The sequence below is a fragment of the Roseovarius pelagicus genome, assembly GCF_025639885.1.
Lineage (GTDB): Bacteria > Pseudomonadota > Alphaproteobacteria > Rhodobacterales > Rhodobacteraceae > Roseovarius > Roseovarius pelagicus.
This window is the reverse complement of sequence record NZ_CP106738.1, coordinates 1,613,746-1,639,231: the sequence shown is the minus strand read 5'-3', so window position 1 is coordinate 1,639,231 and position 25,486 is coordinate 1,613,746. Positions and strand designations below refer to the sequence as shown.

Genomic DNA, 25,486 nt, shown 5'->3' with positions numbered 1-25,486 from the left:
CGCGCATAGAGGGCCGCCGGTGAGCGCGAAAATCAATCGGGTACGTTATCCACGCCCGATCCGCCCCACGGGTTGCATCGCAGAATGCGATACGCGGCAAGCCAGCCGCCCTTGATCCCGCCGTGGCGTTCCAATGCCTCCAGCGCGTAGGCGCTGCATGTGGGATGGAAACGGCAACCATTCCCCACCCACGGGCTGAGCAGGAGGCGATAGGCGCGCACCGGTAGCGAGAGCACCAAGGCAAGCGGCGTCATTTCTGTACCTGCCCGTGCAGTTTGCGCAGGGCATAGTCAAGATCGCCCTTGAGCCGTTCAAAAGGCCGCGCCGCAGTGGCATCGGCCCGACCAATCAGCACATAATCCCAACCGGGCAGGGCCGATGTGGGCAGAACCGCGCGTGCGACCTCGCGCAGGCGCCGCTTGGCCCGGTTGCGGGCAACTGCGTTGCCGACCTTCTTGGAACAGGTGAAACCCACGCGGACCAGATCACTGCCGTCATCGCGACGCCGTGCCTGTACCATCATGCCGGACGTGCCGCAGCGGTGGGCACGGGCGGCAGCCAAAAAATCGCTGCGCTTGCGCATGACCAACGGTTGACTGACGTCCAGACACGCAGAAACCGCCGGGGGCATCGTCCCGGCATCGCTGACGGGGGCCTCCGGCGGTGTCAATTCGTGCAATCCTGTCGGGCGCTTACGCGCTCAGCGACTTGCGACCACGTGCGCGGCGCGCATTCAGAATCTTGCGGCCCGCTTTGGTGGCCATACGTGCGCGAAAACCGTGGCGACGCTTACGTACCAGGTTCGAGGGTTGATAGGTGCGTTTCATCGCTCCATCTCCGGCTTTGTTTCGGGCGGCAGGCGCGAAATATGGAATCGCGCAGGGCCCAAGGTGTAACTGAAGCCCGGTCTATAGAGGGCCGTTCTGACCAAGTCAAACCCGTGCGGGGCGTTTTGCAACAAAAATCGTGCGGCAACAGGTTCGCGATGTTACAAAACAGGTCAATGTGCGGTCAAACCATCACCCCCGATCAAGCGCGCGTGATCCGCCTATCTATTTCGGTTCCGGCTCGTCATCTAAAGGTCAACGTTATCACCGAGAAAGACCGCACCGATATGGATCAGGCCAAGACCGACACCCGACACCCGCTGTTGCGGCACACGCCACTGGCCGCGATCTTGGCCGTGGCCGTGATCGGCGCCTTTACATTGCGAGATTACCTTAGTTTCGAGACGTTGCGTGACAACCGTGAGACGCTGTTGGCGTTTCGCGATGCGCATTTCGCCGCCTTGGTCGGCATCTTTGTCGCGATCTATTTTGTCATTGTCGCCTTCTCACTGCCCGGCGCGGCTGTCGCATCGGTGACAGGCGGGTTTCTGTTTGGTCTTGGGTTGGGCACCATGTTCAACGTGCTGGCGGCGTCGTTGGGCGCGTTTGCGATCTTCTGGGCGGCCTGTGCTGGCTTAGGCAAAACACTGGCGGCGCGGATGGACGCGTCCGAAGGCACGCTGCAAAAGATCAACAAGGGGCTGCATGAGAATGAGATCAGCGTTCTGTTCCTGCTGCGTCTCGTGCCTGCCGTGCCGTTTTTCGTCGCCAACCTGCTGCCTGCGCTCGTCGGCGTAAAATTTCGCAACTTTGCGATTACCACCGTGCTGGGCATCATCCCCGGTGCGCTGGTCTTTACTTGGATCGGTGTTGGCCTCGGCGAGGTGTTTGATCGTGGCGATAGCCCCGACCTGAGCCTGCTATGGGAGCCGCAGATCATTGGCCCCCTGTTGGGCCTCAGCGTACTGGCCGCGTTGCCCATCGTGATCAAGGCCGTGCGCGGCAAGAAGGGCGACTGAGTAATGACTAAGCTGAAAACAGATATTCTTGTGATCGGGGCCGGGTCCGGCGGGCTGTCCGTCGCGGCGGGAGCGGTCCAGATGGGCGCAAAAGTCGTTCTGCTGGAAGGGCACAAGATGGGCGGCGATTGCCTGAACTATGGCTGTGTTCCGTCCAAGGCGCTGATTGCGTCGGGCAAGGCCGCTTATGCACAGGGACATGCCGAGAAATACGGCGTGGCGAATGTCCGGCCCAAGGTGGATTATGCCGCAGCCAAGGACCACGTCGCAGGGGTCATCGACACCATTGCGCCGGTCGACAGCCAAGAGCGGTTCGAAGGTCTGGGCGTGCATGTGATCCGAGAGTTTGGTGCGTTCATATCCCCTACAGAAGTGCAGGCCGGGGATACGGTCATTACGGCGCGGCGTATCGTGATCGCAACCGGATCATCCCCGCTGGTGCCGCCAATCCCCGGATTGGACAAGGTCCCATACGAGACGAATGAGACACTGTTTGAATTGCGCGAGAAACCCGAACACCTGCTGATCATCGGCGGCGGACCCATCGGTATGGAAATGGCGCAGGCCCACATTCGGCTGGGCAGCAAGGTGACCGTCATCGAGGGTGACAGGGCGTTAGGCAAGGATGACCCCGAAACCGCCGCCATCGTACTGGACCAGATGCGCGAGGAAGGGATCGAGATCGCTGAGGGAGCCATGGCGTCAGAGATACGCGGCAAGGCTGGCGCGATCGAGATCGAGGCCAAGGATGGCCGTGTGTTCAAGGGATCGCACTTGCTGATGGCGGTGGGGCGCAAGACCAACACCGACAAGCTGAATCTTCAGGCGGCAGGGATCGAGACGACCAAGGCGGGGATCAAGGTCGATGGCAGTCTGAAGACCACCAATAATCGCGTTTATGCCATCGGTGACGTGGCTGGCGGCATGCAGTTTACCCATGTCGCCGGGTATCACGCCGGGGTCATTATCCGCTCGGCCCTCTTTGCGCTGCCGTCGAAACAACGCACCGAGCATATCCCTTGGGCCACGTATACCGAACCAGAACTGGCGCAGGTCGGTCTGACCGAGGCGCAAGCACGCGAAGCGCATGGAGACAGATTAGAAGTCGTGCGGTTCGAATATGCACATAATGATCGGGCCATTGCCGAGCGTAAGACGACCGGGCTGATCAAGGTAATGGTCATGCGCGGTCGTCCGATTGGTGCGTCGATTGCGGGCGCGCAGGCGGGCGAGTTGATCAACCTCTGGGCGCTGGTGCTGGCCAACAAAATGAAGATGAAACAGGTCGCGGCCATGGTTGCCCCCTATCCGACACTCGGTGAGATCAATAAACGGGTGGCAGGGGCCTATTTCTCGCCCCGGCTCTTTGATAGTCCTATGATCAAACGGGTGGTGGGATTGATCCAGCGCTGGTTACCCTAAGCAGAAGGCGCGGGAGGCGGGGGATGAACACACTTTCGGGCCGATTCCTGATCCTGACGGCAGTCTTCGTGATGCTGGCCGAAATCATGATCTTTGTGCCGTCGGTCGCCCGCTACCGCGAAGATTTTCTGCTGTCGCGGTTGGATCGGTCGCAAATCGCGTCCCTATCCCTATTGGCCAGCGATGAAATCAGCGAAGATCTGGAAGAAGAACTGCTGACCAACGCAGGTGTTTTCAACATCGTTCTGCGCCGGGATGAGGCACGTCAGCTGGTGCTGACGTCGCCGATGCCTTCTCCGATCTCTGCCACGTATGATTTGCGTGATCCATCAGCGCTGACTCTGATCCGCGACGCGATGTTTCGGCTTTTGGACACCGAACCGCGGGTGATCCGCGTCATCGGTGCACCCTCGCGCATGGCGGGGCTGCTGATCGAAGTGACAATGGAAACGGACACATTGCGCGCAGCGATGATTGATTACGGGCTGCGCATCCTGTTGCTGTCTGCCGTGATCTCGGTAATTACCGCGTGCCTGCTGTTTCTGGCCGTTCGGGGGCTGCTGGTCAAACCGATCAAACGGGTCGTGGACTATATGAAGTCCTACGCATTGGCACCAGAGGACGCCCGAGGGTTCATTGAACCCACCGCCAGCATCCGTGAACTGCGTGAAGCCGAAGAGACGTTGCAATTGCTTCAGACCCAGCTCACCGGGGCGCTGAAGCAAAAGGAACGGTTGGCCCAACTGGGCGGTGCGGTCGCCAAGGTCAGCCATGATCTGCGCAACATTCTGACCTCGGCGCAGCTGTTCACTGACCGGATCGAAATGTCCGAAGACCCGGCGGTAAAGCGCATGGCACCGAAGTTGGTGAATTCGATCACCCGCGCTGTGCATCTGTGTGAATCGACGCTGGCGTATGGCAAGGCTGAAGAACCGACACCACGGCTCAGCCGCTTTATGTTGCAGGATATCCTGAGCGATGTAATCGACAGCGAACGCCTGTCGGCGGATGGCAGCGATATCAGCTTTGCCGAGGACGTCCCGGCCAGTTTGACAGTGCGGGCCGATCCCGAACAGCTATACCGTGTGCTGGCTAATCTGGTGCGCAACGCACGGCAGGCCATAGTGGTGAGCGGCAAACCCGGAGAAATCAGTGTTGCCGCCGAAGAAACCGCGCAGAACTGGGTGATCCGGGTCAGCGATACTGGCCCCGGCCTGCCACCAAAGGCGCAAGAGCATCTGTTCACCCCGTTTCAGGGGGGGCCAGCAAAGGCGGCACCGGTTTGGGTCTGACGATTTCGGCCGAGTTGGTGCGTGGTCATGGCGGCGAACTGGGTCTGGATTACACCGGGCCTGATGGCACATCTTTTCTGATTACGCTGCCCAAGGGTGACATTCGTTGAACCGAGACAGTTTCTCGCCACCCCCCCTTGCCAAGCGTCGCGACAGCGGCTAGATGCACCCACAGTGGACCGATAGCTCAGCTGGATAGAGTACTTGACTACGAATCAAGGGGTCGGGGGTTCGAATCCTCCTCGGTCCGCCACCATCCCCCTCCAAGATTATGAAACTCAGAGAAAACCTTAAGTTTCATTGTGCCATACCACCATAATCTCGTGCTAGTTCGCGGTCCGCTGCAACGGCCTGCCGCCTGTTGCAAGGCAACATCATAGCGCTCAGATTTTCAAGGGGCTGTTACGACCGGTGCGCGGGTTCCAGAACCCTTAACTGCTGCAAACGCAGCGCGCGCGGGCATCTGAACTTTCCGCGCCATCCGCAACGGACAGTTTGAGAACTGCGAGAACGGGCTTGCGAATGAGATCGAATTTGTGGCCAACCTCCACCCTGAAGCCGCTTGAAATGAGACTTGGTCCCGCTCTCAGCGCGCGGCGACCAAGTTGATGCAACGAACCTCTTTCTACGTATGCCCGCAACAGTAGCTGCGGCTTGGTGGGGAGTCAGTTCAGCCCATTATTTGAAAATTTCCGTCCATAGTTCCTAGGTACCAATAGACACTCAATGCAAGGCGCTTGCATCACAAGCGACGCGGCGCATTATCAACCCACCGAGATGGGTTACTCTCTCTTGGCCTAAGCGGCTCTTGCCGCCAAATCCCTGACTACAGACAGGTATCCGTACATGATACGCATAAATGACAGCTTGGATTGGAATCTTCTCAAGACGTTCCACAAGATTGTGACGGCCGGGGGCATTTCGCGGGCTTCACAAGCAACTGGCAGGCGGCAGCCAGCCATCTCACTTGCCCTGAAACGTCTCGAAGAACAGATAGGGGCACGGCTGTGCGAACGCGGGCCCGGTGGCTTTCAGTTGACAACCGAAGGAGAGGTCGTCGCGGATATCTGTCGGCGCATTTTTGGCATAGTCGAAGATATTCCCGCCCGCGTGATGGACGCAGGCAAGCAGGTGCGCGGCCCCGTTCGCGTCCGCCTCATCAGCAGCGTCAACGTTGGCCCTTTGGACGAAGCAATCAGACTTCTGAATCTCTCTCATCCGGGCATCGAGTTGAAACTCACGGTCAGCGGCTGGGAAGATTTGACCAATCTACTGCTGCGAAATGAGTTGGACATCGGCATTGGACCCGCCCATTTCATGCACGGGCAGTTAAAGTACAGCCTGTTGTGCAAGGAGGTTCAGCGCATCTACTGCGGCGCATCGCACTCTCTGTTTGGAACAAAGGTCAGCACCCTTTCTGAATTGCGCGAATATCCGTTCATACTGAAAACCCCCGGCGAGCCAGAGGAAGTGATGCGGTTTCGCATGCAGCACGGACTTGGCTACCAGGTCGCCGGGACGAGTGACCATGTGGACGAGATGCTGAGGTTGACGCGGGCTGGAACCGGTCTCGCATTGCTTCCGGTGGGGGCTGCCGAGAGCGACGTGCGCAGCAAGCGACTCTGGTGCGTGACTCCGGGACTCAATGGACCCTCATTGCCCATTTATACCATCACAAACGCGAACGCCGCCCCTTACCGCGCGCGTGATATGTTCCTTCAGGAAATTATGAAGTGTTCGGGACAATAACCATTAAATAAATTAATGATAAAAATTGATAGTATCTGACTATCTTGATGCAAGCCTTTCTCCAACTATGAACCAGATTGAAATGTTCTCCCCGACGGAACCGGGGGGCAACAATTTTGGAGGGGGACGCCATGCAACCATTTGATCCAAACCAGGCCGCGAATACTCCGGTGGACAACAGCGGGTTACTCCGCTTTCTGATACCTTCGATCATCGGCGTGGTGTTCTTCCTCATTCCTCTGCCTTACGATGGTGAGTTCACGCTGCTACTCTCTCTCATCGTGAATCACACGAAGGCTGTGCTGGCGGACTCCTTGGTGCCTCTAGTCATCGGTCTACTCGCGATCTCGGCTGTCGCAAGCGTTGTCGGTCGATTGGCGCCATCGTTCTACTCCGGCTTTCTAAAGCAACTCTTCGTGGTGTCGTGGTGGATGACTGCCGTGAGGGTTGTCGCATTGGTGCTGTCGGTCATGATCTACTGGCAGATCGGCCCCGAGATGATCTGGTCAAAGAATACCGGCGGCCTGATGCTAAAGGAGTTGATGACCGCCCTCGTGCCTTTCTTTTTCTGGGCGGGCCTCGCCCTACCTCTGCTAACCGACTACGGCTTCATGGAATTGATCGGCACTCTCTTTCGAAAGGTTATGCGACCGCTGTTCAAGGTCCCCGGGCGCGCGGCAGTTGACTGCACGGCATCTTGGATCGGCAGCGGGACTGTGGGCGTTGTGATAACCGATCAGCAGTATAGGAACGGCTTTTACACCGCGCGAGAAGCGATCACGATCGCGACCGGGTTTTCGGTTGTGTCCATCCCGATTGTCGCCCTGTTCGTTTCCTTCCTCGGAATAACCGAGTTGTTGCCCGAAATCCTCCTGTCTATGGTTGTGACAGGTATCATCCTGGCAGTGATCATGCCGCGGATACCGCCGATCAGCCTGAAGGCCGACACATATTGGGAGCATGCCGAACATCAGGGCATTGCGGAAACCATGCCTGCGGGCGTGAGTTCTGGTAAAGCAGCTATTCGTGTTGCTGCGGCACGCGGCAAGCATCCGCGCGAGGATTCCTTTCTCGCCAGCGGCGCCAAGGTCGTTGCAGACATCTGGTTCGCGCTGGAGCCGATTGTCATGGTTCTTGGCGTTCTCGTAACCGTAATTGCCGAGTTCACCCCCTTCTTTCAATGGATATCGCTACCGTTCGTTTACATCCTAGGCTGGTTTGGACTTGCAGATGGAGCAACGGCCGCACCAACGCTGATGATCGGCTTTGCGGATGTATTCCTGCCGTTCATTCTGGGCGGAGACATAGGGGCGATCCAAACCAAGTTCGTGGTGGGCGTCGTAGCGCTTGTTCAGATCATCTACATGACCGAACCCGGCGCACTGCTCCTCAAATCGCCGATTCCGGTCAACGTCTTTGACCTCTTCGTTATTTTCCTGCTGCGCACGCTTATTGCTTTGCCAATTGCCGTGCTGCTTTCCTACATCTTGCTTTAGGAGCACCAGTTCATGAAACCTGCATTTTGGAAAGAAGCCACGCGGCGTAGCTGGTCGATCATCAAACCCGAAGTCGAGCGCCATATTCACGCTCTTTGGGAGAAGCCAGAACTCCCGGCTATGGAGGTTGCAGCAGCGCGCCTGTTGACCGAATGGCTCAGAGGGAGCGGGTTTGACATTGAGGCTCCGTGTTGTGGAATGCCGACCGCATTCATCGCGCGCAAGCGGTTGGGTCCTGGTCCATGTATTGCGATACTGGCAGAATACGATGCGTTACCTGGCACCGCAAATGATGCGGTGCCGTACCGGCAGTCCCGCGGGCAGCGCGCGGGGCACTCCTGCGGCCACAATCAGATCGGGGCTGCGAATTGCGGAGCAGCGATCGCTGCTCTCAAAACCATGCAGGATCACAAGATACCCGGTGAATTGATCGTCATCGGATGCCCTGCCGAAGAGATTGTTTGGGGCAAGGTCGGACTTCTCAAGAAAGGCGCGTTCGAGGGGGTCGATGCGATTCTCACCTCCCACGGGGATTATCAGAATGGGGTGATTTCGCGTCCCTGCCAATCTGTAGTCGGCGGTGAAATCGTCTTCCGAGGAGAGTCGGGGCACGGTGGATCGATCCGCAAGACCAATGCGCTGGATGCAGCCGAACTTGCAGTGCAATCGATCGAGCGTCTACGGGCACATCATTTCGCCGATACTCAGGTCGAACACGTCCTCCGGGTGGGCGGCGGTATTCCCAATGTCACACCGGACGAAGCGCGCGTTTGGATTAACGCGCGTCAGGCGGATTACGACCGCACGAGTGAAGTTTACGATTTTCTTGTCGATGTTTGTAAACACTCTGCGCAATTGGTCGGCGTATCATTCCAGCACCTGTTCGTTTCTGCGACCCACGGCTACTTGCCCAATGACAGGCTTGCCGAAATGATGATGGCAAACCTGCAAGAGGTTGGCCCGCCGGCCTGGAGTGACGAGGCCAAAAAGTGGATGCAAAGCCTTGCGTTCGAATGCGCGCCGAACGGCGCGTTCGATCTTGACGAAGAGGTCGGACTCTATACCGAAGGTGTAGATCCCTATGGTCAGGACGATGGCGAGGTGAGCTGGCAAATCCCGCTCGGACGCGTTAACTGGGCATACCCCCAACAAGTACCACTGCATAATTGGGCTCTGACAGCTCTGGCAGGATATCCCGGCAGTTATCCCGGTCCACTTATGGCTTCAGAGACGCTGGCATTGTCTGCCATCGACCTAATGCTCAATCCCAAGGTTATAGAGCAAGCCAAGGAGGAGTTAACCGAGCGGACAAAGGGCCTGACACTTGATCCGCCGCGTGTCGGAGCATGGGAAACACTAACACAAAACCCGGAGGCCTTCTGGGATGCAACCTGGGTCGAATAGAAGCGCACTACCAGATGTATCCTCGCTCGATCTCACTCTCGATACGACGATTCATGTCTCTGTAATTACAGGTAGTTTGGGTAGTGGAAAAACGACGTTGCTCAACGAGCTTCTATGCAATCCGCACTTCCGCAATACTGCCATCATAGTGAACGAGTTCGGCGATGTTGGACTGGACCACCACTTGGTCCAGTCTGCCTCCGAAGATACGATCCTGCTTGAAGGTGGGTGTTTGTGTTGTGCGGCCCAAGGTGATCTTGCTCGCGCAATACGATCGCTTGCAGAACGTCGTGAACGCGCTGAACTTCCGCTATTTGAAAATGTTCTCATCGAGACCAGCGGGCTCGCAGACCCCGGGCCGATCCTGCAATCCTTTATGATCGACCCTCTAAGGCTCAGCCGGTTCAAGTTCCGTAACCTAGTAACTGTCTTCGACAGTGTTCTGGGAATCGAGGCCGCTGAAATCATGCCCGAAGTGCCACGCCAATTGGCTATGGCCGATTTGATATATCTTTCCAAGGCCGACGTTGCCAGCGATGACCAACGCATGAAAGCGACGGATTTTTGCGCCGCTATAAATGGCTCCCCTATTTCCAACCTCAACACTCTTGCCGTATCGATGTTCGCGGCTGACACAGGTTCGCAAAAACGAGAACACGTTCACATAGAACACCAGCAATCTGACTACATCGCTATCCAAGCCAACCTTCGCCGCGCCTTGTCCGACGCAGAACTTCGGCAATGGCTGGATGCGTTGACGTCAAATCTGGGTTCCGATCTGCTGCGGCTGAAGGGGATCGTTCGCCTCGACACCTTAGAGCAACCGGTACGATTGGACGTCGTGCAGCATTTGGTTCAGCTTCCTCGCCCAGTTGAAATCACCGACGCTTCTTGTATTGGAAAGCTCGTGTTGCTCGTACCGCGCAAGAGGCAGACCGACGCAAAGAGATTGGTCCAACGTTTGATCGAAAGATAAGCCTCTCTGGTTGTTTCTTACACCAAAGCGCATCGGCAAACATTTTCCAGCCAGTTACATCGAAAGGGTCCAACTTTGGCCAGTCATCAAGTACGCGCCGCCTTCTTGGCTCTGTTCGCCTCTGCGGTTCTCAGCTTGATCGATAATTTTGTGGGGCTAGTCGCCGAAGAAGCTGCGGTCTGGCAGTTTCAAGTCGTTCGCGCCATGATCGCGATCCCACTTTTGCTCGTTATTGGACGTTTGGCCGGACAGACATTGCGCCCGGCCAATCTCCGAAATGTCGCCTTGCGGAGCGTGTGCGTCTCCGTCGGCCTGTTGATCTACTTTGCAGCATTGGGGGCCTTGTCAGTAGCGCAGGCTGGCGCCGGATTATTCAGTGCGCCCATATGGGTGCTGCTGCTTTCTGCCCTTCTCTTCAATGTGCGAATTACACTGGTCAAGCTGCTTGCAATACTGACGGGGTTCGCTGGGGTATTGATGCTGCTTCAACCAGATATCGCAGCTCTGAGCATGCTCTCACTTTTGCCACTGGCCGCTGGTGTGTTCTACGGATTGGGCATGTTGTTGACGCCATTTCTTTGCCACGACGAAACACCAGTTGCCTTGGCGATTGGCATCTTTGTCGCCATGGGGGCGATGAGTCTGATCATGCTCATCTATTTTAGCCTGGTCCCCACCGCGAACCCGACCTTTTTGACCGGAGGTTGGGTGGCACCCACGTCGAGATTTTTCTTTCTCACAGCCTTTCAGGCCCTTGGCGCCGTGATCGCAGTCATCTGTATCGCCGAAGCTTACCGTATCGGAACTCCGTCCAACGTCGCAGTTTTCGAGTACTCCTTCCTGATCTTCGCCAGCATATGGGGTTTCATGCTGTGGGGCGTGATGACCGACGCACTCGCGATTTTCGGAATCGCGATCATCTTGGCATCTGGCACATTTCTCGCGTTCAGACAGTAAACCAATTGGGTTGTTGTACAAATGCAGCCTATTCAGCAGAGTTTATGGCCACGTCTGGGATAGGAAGCTCCCAAGGTGTGGGTTCGAAGACAACATCGCCGTGACCGAGACCCATGACAGCCTAGTGGCTGAGGGCGGGCTCCGCGCGTATTTGGCAAAGCGGCAGTCCACGGATGGTGATGCTGGCTGAAGAACATGCGCGTGGCCCTTGGTTGATGACCTGCGTACATCCGTCAATGTCAGGACCGACGCGCTGCGCCGGTCCTGATCGATTCTACGTCTACTTGTAGCCACCGCGCCCGGTTGGCCGGACCAGAACCACGGTCGCAATCCAGAACACCAATCCACCAAGGAACGCCGCAGGCAACGAGGCCGTGACATATTCATATGGCGCGCGCGACACGTAGCTGATCGGGTTGAGCAGGTAGACATATGTCACGAACCCTGCCGCCATTCCGAGCAGCCCCGCCGGATTGATACCGAACCAATAGTAGTATTCCGCACCCTCCGATGGATCATAGAGTGCGCGCAAGTTCAGCCGCTGTCGCCGCAAGAGCAGATAGTCCACGATCTGGATCCCGCACAGCGGCGCAAAGAACACCCCGATGAAGGCCACAAATGTGCCGAAGTTATTGAAGAAGAGATCGGGCAGGAAGATCGTGATGATCGCCACCGGGACCAGGCCGATCAGCAATGTCGCAGTCCAGGGCAGGCGATCGAATGCCGGCACGGAACGCAGGCCGACCGAGGTGGCATAGACACCTGCGATAGCAGTGCCCAAATTCGCCGCCAGCACGAAAACCAGTGCGATTGACCCGTAGAAGCTGCCGCCCAGTTCCACCATCCATTGCGACGGGTCGGAAATCCCGAGGGCGAGGATCGCTGCCAGCCCGATCACGCTGAGCAGGGGTACCGGCAGGCCCATTCCGAGCATCGCCGGTTTCACCGATGTCGGTGCATCGGGGGCAACCCGCACCATGGCACCGATATAGGGCCACCACGACAGCAGGCTGACGATGGCGATCTCCAGGCCGGTGATGTAATCCCACCGAAGGCTGCCCGACGCGTAGGCCGGAGCCGCGGCGGTGATCTCGGCGGACTTGGTGCTCAACAACAGCCAAGTCATCCACGCGCCCACACCGACGATAAAGAAGAACAGTACGTTCGAGATACGCTCGACACCCGTCTTGCCGGTCAGCAACACGCCGAACACCAGCGTGCAGGCGAGCAACGCCGAGATGATCTGGACGGTCCCGCTGGATGCCTCGGTGATGAGCCCGAGTGTCAGCAACAGTTGCACCGCTGTCTTGCCGAAAAAGATCAGCAGCAGACAGTTCCAGCCAATGATCGAAGTGTATTGCAGAAAGACCGGGATGATCCAGCCCCGGCTGCCGAACTGGGGTCGCGTGCTGACGATGGAATCGATGCCGTAGCGACCGGCCGCAGGCACCACAGCCAGCGTTACCAGCAGCATGCCGATCATCGAGCCCGCGGTCATTGCCGCGAACCCCATTTTGAGGTTCAGATAGTAGCCGACATATTCGCCGATGATGTAGCACCATGTCGCCGCTGCCGCGACCAGCAGCACAACGCCGATTTCCAGCTGGCTCCAGGTGCGCTCTGACTTCAACAATGGCCAGTTGGTCTCGTCCGCGCTTTCGCCCGCGCGAGTGGCGGTAGTCTGATCGGTCATCACATGCCCCCCCAGATGAGCAGAAGCGCGGGAAAGGCCACGCCCGACAGAAACAGGAACAACCAGTCCTTTGCGGCCAGTCGCGGGCTGGTCTCGGCTTCGCGCTCGACCTGCTCTAGGCGGCGCTCCAGTTCGGGCGCCAGTCTTGAGTTACTCATTGTCTTTCTCCCTGAATATGTGAGTCACATCGTTATTTACTTCCCGATTATTTTGCCTTCGGGTGCATCGTGTCGTCCGCGTATGGGAACCACCAGAAATCCTGGGTGTCACAGCGCGGGTCGATCATGATCATCTTGGTTTCGCGGAACGTCTCCAGCCCTTCGGGGCCAAGCTGCCGCCCCATCCCGCTGAGTTTCGAGCCACCAAAGGGGCCGGCGTCGTTGTCCAGCAAGGGCGCGTTAACCCAGACCATCCCGGCTTCCAGATCTTCGGTGGCGCGAATGGTCTCTTCGAGGTCCATCGTGTAGATATTGGCGCCCAGCCCGTATTTGGACGCGTTCGCCAATTCCATCGCCTCGTCGAAATCACGGACCTTGCAGATCGGCGCGACCGGGCCAAAGCTCTCGTTGTGAAAGACGCTCATGTCGGGTGTGCAATCGACCAGAACGGTCGGCTCCACGAACCAGCCCTGGTTGAACCCGGCCGGACGGCTGCCGCCGATGGCGGCACGTGCGCCTTCGCCCATGGCGCCCTTCAGCAGCGTCTCGTAGCGGTCGCGTTCCTTTGCGGCGACCATCGGCCCCATATCGACCTTGTCGAGGCCATTACCGATCCGCAGTTTCGCGGTCTCGGCGACGAGCTTTTCCACGAATTCGTCATGGATGTCCTGATGGACATAAAACCGCTCGGCCGAAACGCAGATCTGCCCGCAATTCATGAAGGCCGAGAATGCCGCAGCGCGCGCCGCGATATCCAGCGGGGCAGAGGGCATGATCAGGAACGGGTCGTTGCCCGAGGTCTCGATGAGGCTAGGCTTGATTCGCTCGCCGCAGGCCGCTGCCACGGCGCGGCCAACCGGGACGCTGCCGGTGAAGGCGACGACATGGGTGTTGTCATGTTCGACCAGATGCTGGCCCACGCGCCCGCCACCGGTGACAACCTGAAACAACCCGTCGGGCAGGCTCTTGGTCGCTTCGGCGAACAACAAGGTGGTCAGCGAAGTATATTCAGACGGCTTGACGATCACCGCGTTGCCAGTGGCCAGTGCCGCGCCAGCCTCCCACGCCAGCAGAACCAGCGGATAGTTGAACGGCATGATCAGCGCTGCCGTGCCGCGCGGCTGCTTCAGCGTATAGTGGAACTGTCCGGCGACCGCCGGCCCCATGACGCGGCCCTGCTCGTTGCGGCCCATCTCGGCGGAATGGCGCAGCGAATGGATGGACCAATCCACCTCGTCGCAAGCTTCCTTGTAGGGTTTGCCCATTTCGCGGGTGAGGGCCTCGGCCAGCATGGCGCGCATCTCGCGCAACTTGTCGGCCATCTCATGCATCGCCGCGGCGCGGTCCAGCGCCGAGAAGTCGCGCCACCATTTGCGCTGCGCCACGGCGCAGCTTGCCAGAGCGTCGTCGATTTCGGCATCGGTGGTCTGCGCGATGCTGCCCAGCACGGCCTCCGTGGCGGGCTCGATCACGTCCGTAGCATCACTCGCCTTGCTCTTGCGCAGTTGGCCGTCGATGTAGATGTGATGGCTGATGTTTTTCATCTGTTGCGTTACGTCGGTCATAGTGTGTTCCTTTCACGACTATCCGCGAATGCGGTCATTGGTGGGGTCGTAGAACCCCTTGAACTGAACCGAGGCTGGATAGCGCTTGCACGCCACTTCGACCTCGAATGTGCCTGATTTTAGAAAAACGGCGTCGACCCCATCGGGATGGCTGACATAGCCCATGCCCAGAGAGGCCCCGATCCGGTGCCCGTAACCGCCCGAGGTGATCGACCCGACGATTGTATCGTCCCGCCAGATTGGTTCCTCGTGATAGAGCAGGGGCGGATCTTCGGGCACGTCGAGCCTCAGCTGGATCAAACGGCGGGCCTGCGGTTTGGATTCGCGCGCCCTCAGCAGCGCGTCGCGGCCCCGGAATGCCGGCTTGTCCCAGCCCACGGCAAAGCCGAGCCCAGCCTGAAGCGGTGTGTCCTCTTCGCCGATGTCATGCCCCCAGTGGCGATAGCCCTTTTCCATCCGCAGTGAATTGATGGCGAAATACCCACCATGTCCCAGCCCGAACGCTGCGCCTGCCTTGGTCAGCACGTCAAAGACATGGCAGGCAAAATCGGCCCCGACATAGATTTCCCACCCCAGTTCACCGACATAGGTCAGGCGGCTGACGCGGACGCGAGCATAGCCCAGTTCAATCTCGCGGCTGGTGCCAAAGGGGAAGGCGGCGTCGGAAAGATCAGCGCCCGACACGACCTCCAGAAGCGCGCGCGATTTCGGCCCCATCAACCCCAGCATTGGCAACCCGGCGGTGATGTCGGTCGCAAAGGCATGGGCGTCTTCCGGGATGCTGCGTGTCAGCCAGGAAAAATCGCGGGTCTGCGACGCGCCGAGGGTCACGATCATGTAGGTGTCGGGCGCGGTTCGGGTGATGGTGACATCCGCTTCGATCCCGCCACGGTCATTCAGCCATTGGGTATAGACGACCTTGCCCGGAGGTACATCGACCTCTGCGGCCGAGATGTGGTTCAGCACGCGGCAGGCATCGCGGCCTTGCAGCAGATACTTGGCAAAGCAGCTCTGGTCGAACAGCGTGACGTTTTCTGCGGTGTTCAGGCATTCGGCGCGTACATCCGGGAACCAGCCTTGCGGGCCGTAAGAATAGCCAAATTCCTTTGACCGCCCATCGGCCGCGAAAAAACCGGGCCGCTCGAAACCTGCGGCCTCGGTCATCACCGCGCCTTGACTCAGAAGCCGGTCATGCACCGGGCTTTGGCGTACATTGCGCGCGGTTTCGAACTGTCGATAGGGCCAGTGCATCGCAAAGAGCAGGCCCAGCGTCTCCTTGGTGCGGTCGAACAGGTATCGCGAATTGGATTGAAAGGGCTGCATCCTGCGCACATCCACATCCGCCAGTTCCATCGGTGGATGGCCGTCGCGGATCCATGCAGCCAGCGCCTTGCCGACGCCGCCAGATGACAGGATCCCAACTGAATTGAACCCGCAGGCGCAAAAGAGATCGCGCACTTCGGGCGTTTCGCCCAAGAGGTAGCGGTCATCAGGTGTGAAACTCTCGGGCCCGTTGAAGAAAAGCTGTATGCCCGCATCTGCCAGCGCCGGAACGCGCCGGACCGCCATGTCGAGGATCGGCTCGAAATGGTCGAAATCCTCGGGCAGGGAGTCAAAGCAGAAATCATCCGAGATGCCCTTATGGCCCCACGGCTTGGCTTCGGGTTCGAAACAGCCCAACAGCAGCTTGCCCGCGTCTTCCTTGTAGTACGAACATTCGTCGCCAAGAAACATTACCGGCAGATCGCGCGGGAGATTCGGGATCGGCTCGGTCACGATGTAGAAATGCTCGGCGGCATGCAGCGTCAGCGACACGCCGATATCGCCCGCCAGATCGCGCGACCACATGCCGCCTGCGATCACCACCTTGGCGGCGCGGAGTTCCTCGCCGCCGCGCAGCACGACGCCGACAGCATGGCCGTTTTCGACCAGAATGCGCTCTACCGGCGCGTTCTCACGTATCGTGACGCCTTTCTGTCGCGCGCCCTTGGCCATGGCGAGCGTAACGTCCGAGGGATTTACCTGACCATCATTCGGCATCCAGATGCCGCCTGCCAGATCATCCACTTCGACCAGCGGATAGCGTTCTTTAATCTCCCCGGGGGTGACTTCCTGCGCCTCCAGCCCGAAATTGCGCGCCATCGATGCGCCGCGTTTCAGCTCCTCCAGCCGCGCAGCGTGGGTGGCCAGCCGCAGCGAGCCATTCTGGCGAAATCCGGTGGCCTGCCCGGTCTCGGCCTCCAGCCCGTGGAACAGTTCGCCAGTGTATTTGGCCAGTTCGGTCATGTTCCGCGTGGCGCGCAACTGTGTGACGAGGCCCGCAGCGTGCCAAGTGGTGCCGCAGGTCAGTTGCTTGCGTTCCAGCAGAACAACATCGGTGATCCCTAGCTGAGCCAAGTGATAAGCAATCGAACATCCGGCCACGCCGCCGCCGACGATGATGATATCCACGGATTTCGCCACGCGGTCCTCCCCAACCATGCATTTCGGGATCAGGATGAAAGACGCTAGTGAACTTTGCAAGTTAAAAGTTCACTTTTATGAACTTGAAATGACCTATATTCACTTGCTATTGAGGGTTGCAAAGCGCGACCTATACTTTCATCAAGCGATAGCCTGCGTCGGCCCGTAAAAACTGCAAAGAGTGCACATGTCCCACGACCTTCCCAAGGTTCTCCGCCCGTCAAATGTAACCGGGTGCCTCGACGACGCCGAAGAGCGCGTCAATCTTCGGGATGTACTGGATCTTGATCCGCGCGTGGGTCAGGAAATTCGCGGGTTACGCAAGGCGCGCGACACCACCATTGCCGAACTGGGTAAGGCGACCGGCCTCTCCAAGGGCTACCTCAGCCAGATTGAACGCGGCATTTCCAGCCCCTCGGTCAAGGCGTTGCATTCGATCAGCCGCGCGCTGGGCGTGACCATCAGTTGGTTCTTTCCACCCGAAACGGACGACCACGAAGAATTGCGCGACATCGTGGTGCGTGCGCACGCACGCCGCACTCTGTCTTTCGAAAGCGGCATCACCGACGAGTTGTTGTCGCCTAATCTGGACAAGACGATCGAGCTGTTGCGCTGCACCTTTCCCGCCGGATCAGAGAGCGGGACGGAGCCCTACAACCATCGCGGCGAAGAGGCGGGCATCGTCATCTCGGGGCAATTGGATCTTTGGGTGGATGAGAAGCACCTGCGACTGAAAGAGGGCGACAGCTTTGCCTTTTCCAGCGAACGTCCGCACCGCTACGCCAACCTTACCGACAGGGACACGGTCGTGATCTGGGCGATCAGCCCGCCGACCTACTGACGCTTGGGATTAATCAACTTGCATAGATGAGTTGGTGAGATCAGTTTAAGAATCCAGCATGAGCTACTGGGCTGTTAGGGTATCCGCTATTGTTACTGGGACTTGGTTGTAGGATTTACGCGGCCATTTTAGGTCTCGGGGCGGACGTCAATCCGTGTTGCCCATGTCGAGGCGCGCGTTGTTGTTGGATCAGAGCCTCTCGATGGAAATCTGCTGCGCCGCGCCGATGCAGTTGAAGATGTAAAATCCAGTTACTTATGTCGGACCGTGCGATTGTATCGCTCGACTTAAGTGTTTTGCTGCGGCTTTTCCCGGTTGGATGTGGACTACCCACGTAGATTTCGGTCCACACCGCAGAGGCGGCGAGCACCCCGGGGGAGCGCTGTCGGAGGCTCGATCAGATCAGAGGTGCCGAAGGTGGCCAACATCATGGGTGGCGTAGAGCACGACGTCTAGGCCCGCATCACCTTCCCCAAGGTACACCCAGCCAAACTTGCATTCCGCTTTTCTGATCACGAGGGCTGCGTTTAACGGGCGGTCTGCGACGTCCTCTCCAGACAGTCAACTTTCCGAAAGCTGATGTGTGGCTAGATCGGAATTGGTTCTCCTTTTTCGGAGGGGTTCGAGACTCATCTAACATTCAGACGTGCCAAATTCAGAAACGGTGATTGACAAAAAATTGATTCTATTATTAGGATGACTATAAGATAGGATGGCGTAATGCAGAACAGAATATTCACGCGTAAGGCGCGAGATCGCAGCGCACTATACCTGCAAATTGCGGGTGGGTTACGGCGGAATATCCTGCAAGGTATCTACGCGCCCAACGAAAAATTACCCGCCATTTCCAAGCTGGCAAAGGAGTTTGACGTATCCATCGTGACGGTCCGCAATGCCGTGGCCGTCCTTGAGGCGGAGGGCTTGGTAGAGCGGCGACAGGGCAGCGGCACCTACGTCAAATCAAACGAGGCAAGCACACGTTCATTGCATTTCGACACGAGCTTCCGCTCACTGTTGGATCACCTGAAGGGCAGGCGGGCAAAGGTCTTGGTCGCGTCAGATGAGCCGCTCACGCCGCTGATCCATCCGAAAATCGGCAAGCTATGCGGGCCCTATCACTTCATGCGGCGTATCCACATGACGGATACGACACCTTATGCGGTGATCAATATTCACCTGCGCAAAGATATCTATCTGCAAAACCGTGAAGGCTATGACCGCGAGATGGTCATCCCGCTTCTCGCAAAATCGCCTGAAATCGCTGGCGGGCGGATGCATCAAACGATTTCCTTCACGACCGCCGACCCGGAAACGGCGGAGCATCTCGATCTGCCTGTGAACGCTGCTATCGGCGACGTGAAGCGGGTGATCACCGATGCCCAAGGCGCGGTGCTCTACGTTGGCAACACCAAGTACCGGGGCGATTTCGTGAATCTCGAGATCGACATCACTATAGATGAGGAATTCCAGAAATGAGCCGACAGACCGCGGGGCGAAAATTGTTTGAAGTGGCGCTTGTGTCCGACACTCATGTGAACGAGCGTGAGGATTTCTCGGCCTCGCCCTACCCAGCGAATGCCGAAGCGAATCCGCGTGCGCGGCATGTTTTTGCGCAGATCGCCCAAAGTGACGCGGCCTTCGCTGTGCATATGGGGGACATGATCAACCCGGTGCCGGAGTTGCCAAGCTATGCGCAGGCGGCCGAAAATTTCCATTCAATCGCCGGGGCGTTGTCCATTCCGCTGCATTTGGTTCCCGGCAACCATGACATCGGCGACAAGCCTGTGGACTGGATGCCTGCAGGCATGGTGAATGCCCAAAACATCGCGATTTATGAGCAGCATTTCGGCAAGCATTTCTACAGCTTCGATCATGCGGACGTGCATTTCGTCGTGCTCAATGCGTCACTGATCAACTCAGGTGATCCCGCCGAGGCGACGCAAAAATCCTGGCTCGAAAAGGATCTGCAGAGTTCGCAGGGACAGCGCACCTTCTTCTTCATTCATTATCCACTTTATGTGTCCGACCCCGCCGAGCCGACCAGCTACGACAATATCGACGAGCCCGGGCGCAGCTGGCTGTTGGGCCTGATCGAGCGCCACAAGCCCGAAGCCTTGTTCAGCGCGCATGTCCATAACTTCTGGTACGATATGTATGGTGAAACGGCGATGTATGTGATGCCGTCCACCTGTTTCGTGCGTCACGACTACTCCGAGATGTATCGTATCGATGGCGGAGATCAGTTCGGTCGAAATGACGCCGCCAAACTGGGTTTCGTGACTCTGGAAATCTACGAAACGGGACATGTAACGCATTATCACCGCACCTACGGGCGCTGCCTCGCCGAAGATGCGCTGGACGAGCCTGCCAGTTACCCGCGCACGCATGTCAAACGCACGACCTTGCCGCGTGTCAGCGTGGATATGCGGCACAGCTGGGCCGAAGAGATGACGGTGGCGCCGTCAGGCGCAGTGGACGAGTTTCGCCGCAAGACAGCTCGTAACGATTATCCGGTGATGGCGTTGTGGGAAATGGGCCTGTCAGGAATGCGCGTGCCGGTACAGGATCTGCTGGACGACAAAGTTCGCCGCCGGATGACGCTACTGCGCCCGTTGGGCCATCGTTTTCACGTGTATATGTACGACCTGCCGGACTCCGCAACCGCGCAGGCGCTCACGGATCACGCCGATCTGATCGACCGTCTGGAAGTCGTCATCAGCTGGGACCAGCGCAAAAGCCTGCTGCCCGCAATCCTTGCGCTGAAAGAGGCGACAGGTGTTCCGCTGCTGCTGTCGCGTGTTAACCGCAAGGATGCCGCCAAAACGTCGGGCGGGCGCTACAACCACCTGATCAGCCACGGATTCAGCCTTGATGAGATGGACGAACTGGCAGATTTTGCCGTTGCGCAAGGCGCTGCCATCGACGGCTTTGTTTTTTCGATATCTCGCGAGGTCGACCCGCACCCCGCGATTACCCGCCTTGACGAATTCGGGGAAAGAACGGGCAAACTGCCGGTGCTTTACGTCAAATCTACGACAGGAAGCCCTTGGGCCGATTTCTGCGACGACCGCGCCAATGCCCTGCGCATCGGCGAGGCGGTGATGGCCGCTACCGGCGCAACCCATACGCATGTAGTGCTGGACACTTTCGCAGATGCCGACCGGGGATATTTCGTCCGGACAGGTCTTGTCGACCGGAGGTTCAATCCACGTCTTGCCGGGCGCATGCTGACGGCTTTGGCGCCGCGTCTTGCGGGCGGCAATTGGAAAACGGGATCTGCCCACAGCTTGCACGCGGAGGATGGGACGACACTGATGCTTGGGGTGGCCACGGAGCTTTGCGGCAAGGCGCATACCCAACCCACCAACGCCATCTGGCACGACCCCGATACTCGGAAATCAGGCCCAATTTCAACGCTTGGGGCACAGCATCCTGAGGCCCTTCTACTTGTCGAGACCTCTGGTTAGCCAAACCAGCGCAGCAAACAACTACGCAACAAACAACCTATGGGGAGATACATCATGGAAAATTCGTCGTACACCAAACTGGCCATGGTTGCCTTGGCGGCAGGATTGGCCATGCCGATGGCTGCATCGGCCTGCGAACTGGATCGACCAGTCAAACTGGCGGACGGCAACTGGGATGCGGTGCAGGTGCTCAACTCGATCGCCGGGAAGATCATAGAAACTGGTTATGACTGCCAAGTCGAGATGGTCACAGGCGCGATGGTGCCGCTGTTCACTGCGTTACAAAAGAACGACGTGGACATCTTCATGGATATCTGGCCCTCCAACAACGTCGAGATTTGGGGCAAAACCCTTGAGGCCGGTGCGGTCGATCTGGGTGTCATCTACTCGGATGCAACCGAAGGATGGTACGTGCCGCGATATGTTATCGACGGGGACAGTTCGCGCGGAATCGAGGCGATGGCGACAGATCTGAAATCCGTGGAAGATTTGTCAAAATACAAGGACCTGTTCGCCGACCCTGAAGCTCCTGGCAAGGGCCGGTTTCTCAACTGCCCGATCGGCTGGGGCTGTGAGCAGACGAACAACAACAAGCTGGAGGCATACAACCTGTTGGATTCTTTCACGAATTTCAAGCCGGGTTCGGGCGCGGCGCTCGATGCGGCTTTCGCCTCGGCCTATAAACGGGGCAAGCCGATTGTGGGCTACTATTGGGAACCCACCTGGGTCATGGGCCTCTATGACATGATCAAGCTAGAGGAACCGGCTTGTGAAGGCTCGAATGCGAATGCCTGCGCCTTTGCTCTCGCAGAAGCGCATGTCGGTGGCAGCGCGGACTTTGTCGCTCAGGCCGACGCTCTCGAGACGTTCTTTAGCAGTCTCAAGACTAACTCCAAAGAGATCAGTCAAATGCTTGCGTATATGCAGGAAAACTCAGGCGCGGACCGTGACGATGCCGCGCTGAACTTTCTCAAGACGCAAGAGGCCACCTGGAGCCAATGGGTGCCCGCAGATGTTGCGGCCAAGGTCAAGGCTGCACTCTGAACCAACTGCTCGACGGTGCCGTCCTAAACGGTGCCGTAGAGCTTCCACCCCACTGGAGATCGCCTCATGTTCCCGAAATCACTGGAATGGCCGCTGGAAAGGTGGGTCAACGAAGCGCTCGACTGGCTGATCACTGGTTATGGCGATCAGTTCGAAGTTGTGTCCGATTTCATTTTGTCGGTTCTGATCTGGATCGAATGGGCACTGCTCACGATACCCTGGTGGGGTGTCATAATCTTGCTCTGCGCTCTTAGCTGGCATGCCAGCCGCAGCTGGAAACTGCCGGTCATCGTCGGCTCTTGCCTGATCCTCGTTGGTTCGCTCGGTCTGTGGAATTTGACGATGCAAACAATGGCCCTGATGATCGTCGCCGTTCTGCTATCGGTGATGATCGGCCTGCCGCTCGGCGTCCTCATGTCACAGAGCAATCGGCTGCAGGGCGTGTTGACCCCTGTTCTTGACGCAATGCAGACAGTGCCGCCTTTTGTTTATCTGGTGCCGGCGGTGATGTTGTTCGGTCTGGGCAAGGTGCCTGCGATCATCGCAACGGTGATTTATGCCGTGCCGCCACTGGCGCGGTTGACTAATCTGGGCATCCGTCTGATCGATCGGGAAGTGATGGAAGCCTCGGCCGCGTTTGGCACTGGCAAGCTGCGACAGCTCATGCAAGTGCAGTTTCCGCTCGCGATGCCTAATGTCATGGCAGGGATCAACCAGTGTACGATGATGGCGCTCGGCATGGTCGTGATTGCCTCGATGATCGGCGCGCGCGGTTTGGGGGAACAGGTTCTTGTGGGCATCCAGCGGCTGGATGTTGGCAAAGGCGTTGTGGGCGGCATTGGGATTGTTGCGCTGGCGATCATCTTTGATCGGATCACGCAGGCCTACGGAAAACGCCAGATGCGCCATATCAGCCAGCGATCGGAAACGTGATGAGCAAGATCGAGGTCAAGAAAGTCTCAAAGGTCTTCGGTGCATATCCGAAATCCATTGTGCCATTACTTAATGGCGATCTGTCCAAGTCGGATATCCAAGCGCAGCACAATCATGTTGTTGGGCTTCGCAATGTGTCACTCGACATGGCGGAGGGCAAGGTTCATGTGATTATGGGTTTGTCGGGGTCTGGGAAATCGACGCTGATCCGTCATTTCAACCGGCTGATCGACCCGACATCCGGTGCGATCATCATTGACGGGCAGGATATCCTGTCGCTGTCACCCCGCGAATTGCAGCATCTGCGGCAAACCAAGATCAGCATGGTCTTTCAGAACTTCGGCTTAATGCCGCACCGCACCGTGCTGGATAATGTCGCCTATGGGTTAGAGGTGCGCGGTGACGCCCGCAACGCACGGGAGGATTCTGTTCGAAAATGGATCTCTAAGGTTGGCCTGCAGGGCTATGAGGGCAGCTATCCCCATGAACTTTCGGGTGGCATGCAGCAACGCGTTGGCCTGGCCCGTGGCCTCGCCACCAATCCCGATATCCTGTTGATGGACGAGGCATTTTCAGCTCTGGACCCTCTTATACGCAGTGACATGCAAACCGTTTTGCTCGACCTACAACGCGAGTTGAACAAGACGATCATCTTCATCACACATGATCTCGACGAAGCGCTGGCGATCGGTGACAGGATTGCGATCCTTCAGGATGGCGAATTGGTGCAGGTTGGTTCGCCACAAGAGATCATCCTGCAGCCTGCCAATGACTACATCCAGCGGTTTGTAGCTAACGTAAATCGCGGCCGCGCCCTGCGAGTAGCGGCAATCATGAAAACGCCCAATGGTGCGGTGCCGCATGCCAGCGATTTGCGCCGCAGCGACACGCTGGAGCTCGCGTTGAGCAAGGTCGTCGGTGCCAAGGGACCGGTGTCTGTGCTGGACGACGCAACCCATGAACTCTGCGGCACCGTAACTGCACAGCAAATTGTGGCCGCCATATCCGGTCAATTAGGAGGAAAACCATGAACAAGCCCTTCAAGCCCGCACCAAGCATAGACCTTGACGACCTGCAGACCAATCTTGATCAGGGTTGGGGATTTCCGGCAAACTTCTATTCTGATCCGGATATCTATGACTTTGATATGAAGCATATCTACAATAAGAGTTGGCTGCTGTTTGCGCCAGTTCATCAACTGAGCGAACCGGGCGATACGGTCGTGGGCCGTGCCGGAGATGTGCCGGTGGTGGTGGTCCGCGGGCGGGATAACGTGCTGCGCGGTTTCGTGAACCTCTGCCGTCACCGTGGCTACACGGTCGCGACCGAAACCGGCAAATGCAATACGCTAACGTGTCGTTACCACGCCTGGAGCTATAACCTTGACGGCAGCCTGCGCGGTGCACCGAATACGAAGCAGGAGCCAGGTTTTGACAAGTCCGAAATGTCCTTGTTGCCGATTGCGGTGGATACCTGGGGCCCTGCGGTTTTTGTAAACGCCGACCCGGAAGCTACGCCTTTCCTCGCTCATCACCCAAAGATTGCGGACTATACCAGAAACATCGGGTATGAAACTGATCCGCAATTCTATCTCGATAATTACAATCTCGTTCGTACAATCGACTACGACTTCCAATCCAATTGGAAGCTTTGGTACGATAACAACACCGAATGCTATCACTGCCCCACGATTCACTCGACCAGCTTCGGAGATGCCTTTGAGACCAACATCGGGGCTTTCACCTACGAAGAATTCGATAACTGCATGACCTTCTCGTTTTCTCCGGACGCACGCCCTGCTGAGCATGGCAAACTCAAAGCCCGGTCACAGCGGGCGTTCCAGTTCTACCCAGGGTCCACGATCATGCGGCAGGACGACCTCTTGCTGTTGCATCAGGCGATCCCGACAGGGCCGGAAACGTCCAAGAAATTTATGTACTGCCTACTGCGCAAGGGTAGCGATACTGAAATGGGTAAGCGCTGGATCGACCTTTGGGATCAAACTTTTTCCGAAGATCAGGGCGCTACCCAAATCCAGCAAGCGGGCCTGCGCAGCGGGCGTATGCCGCGCGCGCGCTACGTTACCAATCAGGAAGAGGCAACAATGTTCGTGAATCGCCTGACGCTGTCCGCTTATAGAAAGGCTTTGACTGGAGAGTGAAAAGATCTGCTAAAAGAAG

21 protein-coding genes, 1 tRNA gene and 1 pseudogene are annotated in these 25,486 nt (G+C 57.8%); 16 read left to right on the top strand and 7 right to left on the bottom strand.

Going from position 1 to position 25,486, the window contains the following annotated elements:
- Positions 1 to 32 precede the first annotated feature (32 nt).
- From yidD to rpmH, 3 genes are read right to left on the bottom strand one after another with little or no spacing between them, the layout of a single operon-like run.
- Positions 33 to 254, bottom strand: coding sequence for a membrane protein insertion efficiency factor YidD (yidD, locus tag N7U68_RS09195; protein ID WP_165196187.1), 222 nt, complete (start codon positions 252 to 254; stop codon positions 33 to 35).
- Entirely contained in the window at positions 251 to 670 is a 420-nt protein-coding gene (gene rnpA, locus N7U68_RS09190) for a ribonuclease P protein component (RefSeq protein ID WP_165196189.1), read from the bottom strand. The genes yidD and rnpA overlap by 4 nt, the downstream gene beginning before the upstream one ends.
- Positions 671 to 692: 22 nt before the next feature.
- Positions 693 to 827: a 50S ribosomal protein L34 gene (gene rpmH, locus N7U68_RS09185; protein WP_005980833.1), complete on the bottom strand. Its 135-nt coding sequence runs from the start codon at positions 825 to 827 to the stop codon at positions 693 to 695.
- A 287-nt stretch (positions 828 to 1,114) separates the two neighbouring features.
- Here rpmH and N7U68_RS09180 point away from each other — a divergent pair, with 287 nt between their 5' ends.
- The 9 genes and pseudogenes from N7U68_RS09180 (at position 1,115) to N7U68_RS09140 (ending at position 11,142) form a co-directional block, all read left to right on the top strand.
- Positions 1,115 to 1,846 carry a TVP38/TMEM64 family protein gene (locus N7U68_RS09180; protein WP_263049137.1) on the top strand — a complete coding sequence of 244 codons (732 nt, stop codon included), beginning with the start codon at positions 1,115 to 1,117 and terminating at the stop codon, positions 1,844 to 1,846.
- A gap of 3 nt (positions 1,847 to 1,849) precedes the next feature.
- The gene (locus N7U68_RS09175; RefSeq protein ID WP_263048916.1) at positions 1,850 to 3,268 is read left to right on the top strand and encodes a dihydrolipoyl dehydrogenase family protein; all 1,419 of its coding nucleotides are present in this window, start codon (positions 1,850 to 1,852) and stop codon (positions 3,266 to 3,268) included.
- A 23-nt stretch (positions 3,269 to 3,291) separates the two neighbouring features.
- A pseudogene (locus N7U68_RS09170) lies at positions 3,292 to 4,670 on the top strand (sensor histidine kinase).
- Positions 4,671 to 4,736: 66 nt separating this feature from the next.
- Positions 4,737 to 4,813: transfer RNA gene (locus tag N7U68_RS09165), tRNA-Arg, on the top strand.
- A gap of 614 nt (positions 4,814 to 5,427) precedes the next feature.
- Positions 5,428 to 6,309: a LysR family transcriptional regulator gene (locus N7U68_RS09160; protein ID WP_263048915.1), complete on the top strand. Its 882-nt coding sequence runs from the start codon at positions 5,428 to 5,430 to the stop codon at positions 6,307 to 6,309.
- 131 nt (positions 6,310 to 6,440) lie between these two features.
- Positions 6,441 to 7,805, top strand: a complete 1,365-nt coding sequence (locus N7U68_RS09155) for a YjiH family protein (protein WP_263048914.1) — start codon at positions 6,441 to 6,443, stop codon at positions 7,803 to 7,805.
- Between the two features lie 12 nt (positions 7,806 to 7,817).
- Positions 7,818 to 9,209 (top strand): amidohydrolase, encoded by a 1,392-nt coding sequence (locus N7U68_RS09150; protein WP_263048913.1) that lies wholly within the window; start codon positions 7,818 to 7,820, stop codon positions 9,207 to 9,209.
- Positions 9,190 to 10,185: a CobW family GTP-binding protein gene (locus N7U68_RS09145; protein ID WP_263048912.1), complete on the top strand. Its 996-nt coding sequence runs from the start codon at positions 9,190 to 9,192 to the stop codon at positions 10,183 to 10,185. The genes N7U68_RS09150 and N7U68_RS09145 overlap by 20 nt, the downstream gene beginning before the upstream one ends.
- Before the next feature lie 75 nt (positions 10,186 to 10,260).
- Positions 10,261 to 11,142: a DMT family transporter gene (locus tag N7U68_RS09140; protein ID WP_263048911.1), complete on the top strand. Its 882-nt coding sequence runs from the start codon at positions 10,261 to 10,263 to the stop codon at positions 11,140 to 11,142.
- Positions 11,143 to 11,422: 280 nt separating this feature from the next.
- Here N7U68_RS09140 and N7U68_RS09135 read toward each other — a convergent pair whose 3' ends face one another.
- From N7U68_RS09135 to N7U68_RS09120, 4 genes are read right to left on the bottom strand one after another with little or no spacing between them, the layout of a single operon-like run.
- Complete coding sequence (locus N7U68_RS09135) at positions 11,423 to 12,835, bottom strand: cytosine permease (protein WP_263048910.1); 1,413 nt, start codon at positions 12,833 to 12,835, stop codon at positions 11,423 to 11,425.
- A complete protein-coding gene (locus N7U68_RS09130) occupies positions 12,835 to 12,993 on the bottom strand; it encodes a hypothetical protein (protein WP_263048909.1) in 159 nt (52 codons plus the stop codon). Before N7U68_RS09130 ends, N7U68_RS09135 begins: the two co-directional genes overlap by 1 nt.
- A gap of 47 nt (positions 12,994 to 13,040) precedes the next feature.
- Positions 13,041 to 14,558, bottom strand: a complete 1,518-nt coding sequence (locus N7U68_RS09125; protein WP_206295701.1) for an aldehyde dehydrogenase family protein — start codon at positions 14,556 to 14,558, stop codon at positions 13,041 to 13,043.
- Between the two features lie 18 nt (positions 14,559 to 14,576).
- The gene (locus N7U68_RS09120) at positions 14,577 to 17,021 is read right to left on the bottom strand and encodes a GcvT family protein (RefSeq protein ID WP_263048908.1); all 2,445 of its coding nucleotides are present in this window, start codon (positions 17,019 to 17,021) and stop codon (positions 14,577 to 14,579) included.
- Positions 17,022 to 17,208: 187 nt separating this feature from the next.
- Between N7U68_RS09120 and N7U68_RS09115 the strand changes: the two genes are divergently transcribed.
- From N7U68_RS09115 to N7U68_RS09085, 7 genes are all read left to right on the top strand, one after another.
- Complete coding sequence (locus N7U68_RS09115; protein ID WP_165196209.1) at positions 17,209 to 17,862, top strand: helix-turn-helix domain-containing protein; 654 nt, start codon at positions 17,209 to 17,211, stop codon at positions 17,860 to 17,862.
- Positions 17,863 to 18,582: 720 nt separating this feature from the next.
- Entirely contained in the window at positions 18,583 to 19,338 is a 756-nt protein-coding gene (locus tag N7U68_RS09110) for a GntR family transcriptional regulator (protein ID WP_165196211.1), read from the top strand.
- Positions 19,335 to 21,329 carry a metallophosphoesterase family protein gene (locus N7U68_RS09105; protein ID WP_263048907.1) on the top strand — a complete coding sequence of 665 codons (1,995 nt, stop codon included), beginning with the start codon at positions 19,335 to 19,337 and terminating at the stop codon, positions 21,327 to 21,329. Before N7U68_RS09110 ends, N7U68_RS09105 begins: the two co-directional genes overlap by 4 nt.
- 54 nt (positions 21,330 to 21,383) lie before the next feature.
- Positions 21,384 to 22,373 carry an ABC transporter substrate-binding protein gene (locus tag N7U68_RS09100; RefSeq protein WP_165196214.1) on the top strand — a complete coding sequence of 330 codons (990 nt, stop codon included), beginning with the start codon at positions 21,384 to 21,386 and terminating at the stop codon, positions 22,371 to 22,373.
- A 66-nt stretch (positions 22,374 to 22,439) separates the two neighbouring features.
- The gene (locus N7U68_RS09095) at positions 22,440 to 23,306 is read left to right on the top strand and encodes an ABC transporter permease (protein ID WP_263048906.1); all 867 of its coding nucleotides are present in this window, start codon (positions 22,440 to 22,442) and stop codon (positions 23,304 to 23,306) included.
- The gene (locus N7U68_RS09090; RefSeq protein ID WP_165196218.1) at positions 23,306 to 24,337 is read left to right on the top strand and encodes a quaternary amine ABC transporter ATP-binding protein; all 1,032 of its coding nucleotides are present in this window, start codon (positions 23,306 to 23,308) and stop codon (positions 24,335 to 24,337) included. The genes N7U68_RS09095 and N7U68_RS09090 overlap by 1 nt, the downstream gene beginning before the upstream one ends.
- Entirely contained in the window at positions 24,334 to 25,467 is a 1,134-nt protein-coding gene (locus N7U68_RS09085; RefSeq protein ID WP_263048905.1) for an aromatic ring-hydroxylating oxygenase subunit alpha, read from the top strand. Before N7U68_RS09090 ends, N7U68_RS09085 begins: the two co-directional genes overlap by 4 nt.
- Positions 25,468 to 25,486 lie beyond the last annotated feature (19 nt).